This is a genomic window from Ruegeria sp. YKSD163, assembly GCF_059612905.1.
Map to the genome: position 1 here is coordinate 25,594 of NZ_JBXWRM010000033.1, position 6,000 is coordinate 31,593.

At 66.4% G+C, this 6,000-nt stretch carries 2 protein-coding genes; both read right to left on the bottom strand.

Annotation, left to right across the window (positions count from 1 at the left end; genetic code table 11):
• Positions 1 to 267: 267 nt before the first annotated feature.
• Complete coding sequence (locus AC2FNA_RS23160) at positions 268 to 1,299, bottom strand: DUF7146 domain-containing protein (RefSeq protein WP_496830657.1); 1,032 nt, start codon at positions 1,297 to 1,299, stop codon at positions 268 to 270.
• A 3-nt stretch (positions 1,300 to 1,302) separates the two neighbouring features.
• Positions 1,303 to 5,670: a strawberry notch-like NTP hydrolase domain-containing protein gene (locus AC2FNA_RS23165; RefSeq protein WP_496830659.1), complete on the bottom strand. Its 4,368-nt coding sequence runs from the start codon at positions 5,668 to 5,670 to the stop codon at positions 1,303 to 1,305.
• Positions 5,671 to 6,000 lie beyond the last annotated feature (330 nt).

Sequence of the window (6,000 nt, forward strand, 5' to 3'; positions counted from 1 at the left end):
GGGGCCGAAACGCATGTGGAGGAGGGCGGCAGGCAGGCTATTTGTTTCGCGATGCAAAGCGGGGGCTCGTCCCCCGCGGCGGAAATAGCTTGCCTGCCGCCCTTGATGGGGCGTCCCCTTTGACGGCCGCCTGCCCATCTCTTGAAGGCCGCTCGGGTGTCGGGTGGATGAGATTGCCCGGGAAGAGGCAAAGCGACGATCCACAGCCAAGACAGGGATCCGTGACCCCTACCCCGCTATCCCGGACAGATCCTTGCGCGATGCAGCTCAGCCGAAAAGGCGTTGCCGATCCTCGAGCCCGATCTGCCCTGCCAGATGCTGACGCAGCGCTTCCTTGCGGTTCGCCCGGAGATCATCGTTGAAATCCCCGAGCCGTGGTTCCAGCACCCGTACGGCAATCCCGGCATCAAGGGCTCTGGCGCTCAACCTCTCTGCCGCGCGTTGCCCGGCCGGATCGCGGTCTATGGCGATGTAAAGGCGCTGCAGCCCCTCCGGCAACTGGACCGCCCCGAGGTGACCCGACGAGAGAGCCGCCCAGACGGGAAGGCCGGGGGCCACCTCGAACAAGGACAGCATGGTCTCGATGCCTTCGCCGACCACGAGGACGTCGTCATGCGGGGTCAGCCTGACGGCATTGCCCAGGAGGTGACCCATGGCCCGCCGCTGCGTCTCGACCTCCGCCTTTCCCTGACCGTCAGGCGCGAGCCAGGTGCGATGCACACCCTGCAAGACCCCCACCCCATCGGTGACCGCAGCAATCAGCGCCGGTCTGGGGATGCTCCGGGTCTGACCCTCATCCCGATGCCAGCACTTCGAGTGGAAGCGAAGGGCGCTCATCACCCCGCCCTGGGTCAGGCCCCGGGAGCGGAGGTAGGTGTCAGCAAGCGTGCCTGCGACAGGCACCGAGGCTGCGAACAGACGCACCGCCGCCGCGGGTGTGCCGCCGGGGGCCTTGGCCCTCTTTGGCACTGGCCGATCCAGGAGAACCGGCTGCGGACGGCCGAGATGCGCCCGGGCCTCGGCCAGAAGATCGGGAAAGCGCGAGATCCCGGTTCGCTCGCGGATGATGTCGAGGAGATCGCCATGCAGTCCGACCGCCGCATCCTGCCACTTTCCGCGCGCACCCGGCCCTGACGCAGGCCCGGTCAGCCGCACGAACAGCGACCGGCCAGGATTGTTCTGCAAATCGCCCACGATCCAGTAGGACCCTTCCCGCCGTCCGGCGGGAAGGTAGGCGCGACAGACGCCTTCGGCGTTTTCCGCCAAAGCGCGGATCACATCTTCGGTCTCGGAATACATGGCTCAGCACCCTCCGCGCGCATGTAGTCCTGTCACGGGACAACGTGCAAGCAGACGATCCAGCACGGCGATGCCGGTAGGGTCGGTCGGACAGAACAGCCGCAGCTTCCAGGCGATGATCTCCGAGAAGAACCCATCGGCCTTGAGCCGGTCCTTGGCGGCACCCAAAAAGCCCGACAGTTCTATCCGGTTCACCCCCATGACGCGGGACCGGTGCAACTCCATCCCCTCGGCCAGCCGCACCACGGTCTTGCCCTCCAGAACGAGGGCATGAACCTGTGCGGCTGTCAGCTGCAGCGCGTCAGCGGCCAGCGTGGTCGCGACCCAAGACGGCGAGACGCGGCGCCCGATGATGCGCTGACCGTCATCGGTCTGCAGCCGGTAGACGCGGGTTTCATCCTGGGGGAGCTGCTTCCAGATCGGCAGCAAGAGGCCCGCCACGATGTGCAGGGTGGTTTCCGAGAACTCCGGCACTTCAGCCAGTTCTGCCGTCCAGGCTTCAGTGAAGGCCGCGCGGTCCGCTTCGAGCCAATGGGTGTCCTCCATGATCTTGGCCGGAACCGTGCTCGCCTCCAGCGGGCGGATCAGCCGCAGGCGGGGTTCGATGGTGCCATCGTCCAGCATCAGGCTGGTCGCGGGCACCTGCACGGCAGCCCGTCCCGAGCGGCTGTTGACCAGCAGGCGTGCCTTGGGGTCATCGAGCCAGTCGAGCGTATCCGCCAGCGCAGTCGGCGTGTTCCGCCGTTTCTCCGCGATGGTCAGCAGCTGGGTTTCCGCGCCGGAGCCGGGATGGGTGTAGATCACCCGCGCATCCGTGACGCGGAAGCTTTCGGCGCGCAGGGTCTCGAGCCCGAGGTCGTAGACCCCGGCAGCGATAGCGCCCTCGATTCGCTGGTCGAGGAGTTCCTCGAAGACCGAGAACAGCACGGCCTGCATGTCGATCGTCAGCGCCAGCAGGCGATTGAGGAAGGTCGTGATCGGGGGCAGATCATCCTTCAGCCCATTGTCATCGGTCAGGCTGAGGCCGGTCGCATCCTCGAAAGCGCCAAGTGAGCACCCCGCGACATCGCCGCGATAGATGCGGCGGTAAAGCTGGCGCAAGGCATCGCGGGCATAGGGGGACTCCAGATTGTCCTCGGGCCGGAACAGCCCCTGCCCGCCCGTTTGACGCTGGCCGCGCGTGATCGCTCCAAGCGTGTCGAGGCGACGCGCGATGGTCGACAGGAACCGCTTCTCCGCCTTCACATCCGTGGCGACGGGTCGGAACAGCGGCGGCTGCGCCTGATTGGTCCGGTTGGTGCGGCCCAGTCCCTGAATGGCCGCATCGGCCTTCCAGCCCGGTTCCAGGAGGTAGTGGACCCGCAGACGCTGGTTCCTCGCCCCGAGATCGGCGTGATAGCTGCGCCCCGTGCCGCCGGCATCCGAGAAGATCAGGATGCGCTTTTGGTCATCCATGAAGGCGGCGGTTTCCGCAAGATTGGCAGACCCCGCCCGGCTTTCGACCACAAGGCGCGCGGCAGCACCCTCGCCCTTCCTCACAATGCGCCGCGAGCGGCCCGTCACTTCCGCCACCAGATCCGTGCCGAAACGCTGGACGATCTGGTCCAGCGCGCCGGGCACCGGCGGCAGCGAGGCCAGATGCTCGATCAGCGCGTCGCGCCTGCGCGCAGCTTCGCGACATTCCACCGGCTGGCCGTCGCGCGTGACGGGCCGCGAGGAGAGGTTGCCCTCGCTATCGGTGAACGGCTCATAGAGCTGCACCGGAAAGGAATGGGCGAGGTAGTCAAGGCAGGCCTCTCTTGGCGTGATATCCACCCGCACATCGTTCCACTCGTCCGTGGGGATGTCCGACAGGCGGCGCTCCATCAGCGCCTCGCCGGTTGAGACGATCTGGATGACAGCCGCGTGGCCTGCGGCGAGATCGGCGTCGATGGCAGCGATCAGGGTCGGGGTTTTCATGGAAGTGAGCAGATGGCCAAAGAAGCGCTGTTTGGCAGACTCGAAAGCCGAGCGCGCGGCGGACTTGGCCTGACGGTTCAGTGTGCCAGAATCTCCAGTGATGTTTGCAGCTTCCATCGCGGCGGCCAGGTTGTTGTGGATGATGGCGAAGGCCCCGGCATAGGCATCGTAGATGCCACGCTGCTCCGGCGTCAGCGCGTGCTCGAGCAGCTCGTATTCGACGCCGTCGTAGGAAAGCGACCGGGCGGTGTAGAGGCCAAGGGACCGCAGGTCGCGGGCGAGGACCTCCATTGCCGCGACACCGCCCGCCTCGATGGCCTCGACGAATTCCGCGCGGGTGGCGAACGGGAAATCCTCGCCGCCCCAAAGACCGAGGCGCTGCGCATAGGCGAGGTTATGGACCGAGGTCGCCCCCGTGGCCGAAACATAGACCACGCGGGCATTGGGCAACCTGTGCTGCAGACGCAAACCCGCCCTGCCCTGCTGCGAGGCCGTGACATCGCCGCGCTCGCCTTTCGATCCAGCGGCGTTGGCCATGGCGTGGCTTTCATCGAACAGGATCACCCCGTCGAAATCCGCCCCAAGCCAGTCGACGATCTGGTCGACCCGGGACTTTTTTGCGCCCCGCTCCTCGGAGCGCAGCGTGGCATAGGTGGTGAACAGAATGCCCTCGCTCAGCGGGATGTCGCGGCCTTGTGCAAAACGCGACAGCGGCGTGACCAGCAGCCGCTCCTGGCCAAGGGCAGACCAGTCGCGCTGAGCGTCCTCGAGAAGCTTGTCGCTCTTCGAGATCCAGAGCGCTTTGCGCCGACCCTGGGCCCAGTTGTCGAGCACAATCCCGGCCGACTGGCGGCCCTTGCCCGCCCCGGTGCCGTCGCCAAGGAAGAAGCCACGGCGGAAGCGGACGGCGTCAACGGCATCGTCGCGTGCGGCAGAGACCATGTCGCCGGTTTCATCCACGATCCATGATCCGGCGAGATAGGCGCCATGCGCCTCACCCGCGTAGATCACGGTCTCAAGTTGCGCGTCCGACAGCAGGCCATCGCGCAAGACGGCCGCAGGGAGTTTCGGGCGGTAGGTGGGCTTCGGGGGCGCGACAGAGGCCATGGCCGCTGATTGCACAAGCTTGGTCGGGTGCGATGCCGCGCCGGGGATGTCGATCGCCTGCAGGCGGAAGGTCTCGTAGATCGCATCCGACAGGCGGGCAGAGCCGAGATCGTCCACCGTCTCGCGCAGGGTGTAGCCGAGGTCTTCGGCATCCGGCGTGGTGACATGCACATCCATCTTGGCCGCTGCCGTCGACCGCAAGGGTCGAGCGGTGAGGCCGGAGGAACGGCCGGGAATTCCCCGGAAAGAGGAAATGGGCTGGGAGCATGCGCCCACACCCGCATCCAACTCGAGGCGTGGCGGGACCTCGGCGGTGATCCGGGCAAGGAGGTGGGCCACATCCGGCGAAATCGGGCGTGCCAGATCGGCTGTGATGCCGCCCGGCTCGCCGCCGCGGCATTTGTCGAAGACCGAGATCCGGGTCTCGAAGCTGGTCCCGTGCTTGGCGAAAGCAGCGCCCGACACAGCGCCGGTGAAGACCAGATGGGCAGACTCGGTCAGGCGGGCGAAGGTTTCAGCCCAAGCAGGCGCATCCGGCGCGAAACCGGACCCGGTGATGGCGACCAGACGACCGCCGGGGGCGAGCCGGGCAAGCGCCGAGCGGAGGTGGCGCGCTGTCGCCTCGGTCGTCCGCCCATCGACATTCGCCATGGCCGAGAACGGCGGGTTCATTAGGATGACGCTCGGGCGGATGCCCGCGTCCAGATGATCATCGATCTGCGCAGCATCAAAAGTGGTGACGGCGCGCCCTGGAAAGAGAAGACGCAGAAGATCGGCGCGGATGTCGGCCAGCTCGTTCAGCATCAGACTGCCGCCGGCGATTTCCGCGAGGATCGCCAGAAGGCCGGTCCCGGCCGAAGGCTCGAGGACCAGGTCACGCGGGGTGATCTGCGCGGCAGTGAGCGCCGCAAGGCCCATGGGCAAGGGCGTGCTGAACTGCTGGAACCGCTCCATCTCCTCCGAGCGTCGGGTGTGCGTGGGCAAGAGGCCCGCCACCTTGGTGACGATCCGCAGCAGCGCGGTAGGCGAGCCGGCCCGGGCCAGGAGTGCACGGCCGAACTTCTGCAGGAAGAGGACCAGCGCCACCTCGCCTGCCTCATAGGCGAGCTTCCAGTCCCAGGCACCATCGGCATCGGAGCCGCCAAAGGCGCGCTCCATCTCAAGCCGCAGACGCAGCGCGTCGATCTGGAACCCCTGCGCCAGATCGGGCTGAAGTGCTTCGGCGACAGCGAGGATCGCGGGCGCGGGCGCGGGATCACGAGACGGGACAGGAACGGGAGGCGCGACGGGCGCGAGATAGGTCATAGGGAAACTCCGGAATGAGGGACAGAATCAGGCCCGGACACCCTCTTTCGGGCACCCTCAGGCCTGACCTTCCCCAGCCCTCCTCTTCCTCTCAAACCCCATGATTTCCGGAGGTGACTTGATTTTGTTCTTGTTATGTTCAATTTTTTTGAAACCAAGCTATGAAGGGAGCGCCCCGATGGAAAGCACCACTTACGCCCTGCCCGCGACGCCCAAGCAGATCGCCTATGCGCGCGCTCTGGCCCTGCGCAACCAGACGCTTCTGCCGTGGGAGGTTCAGCAAGATCGGCGCTCCTTGAGCGCCTGGATCGACGCGCAGGCCAAGCTGAA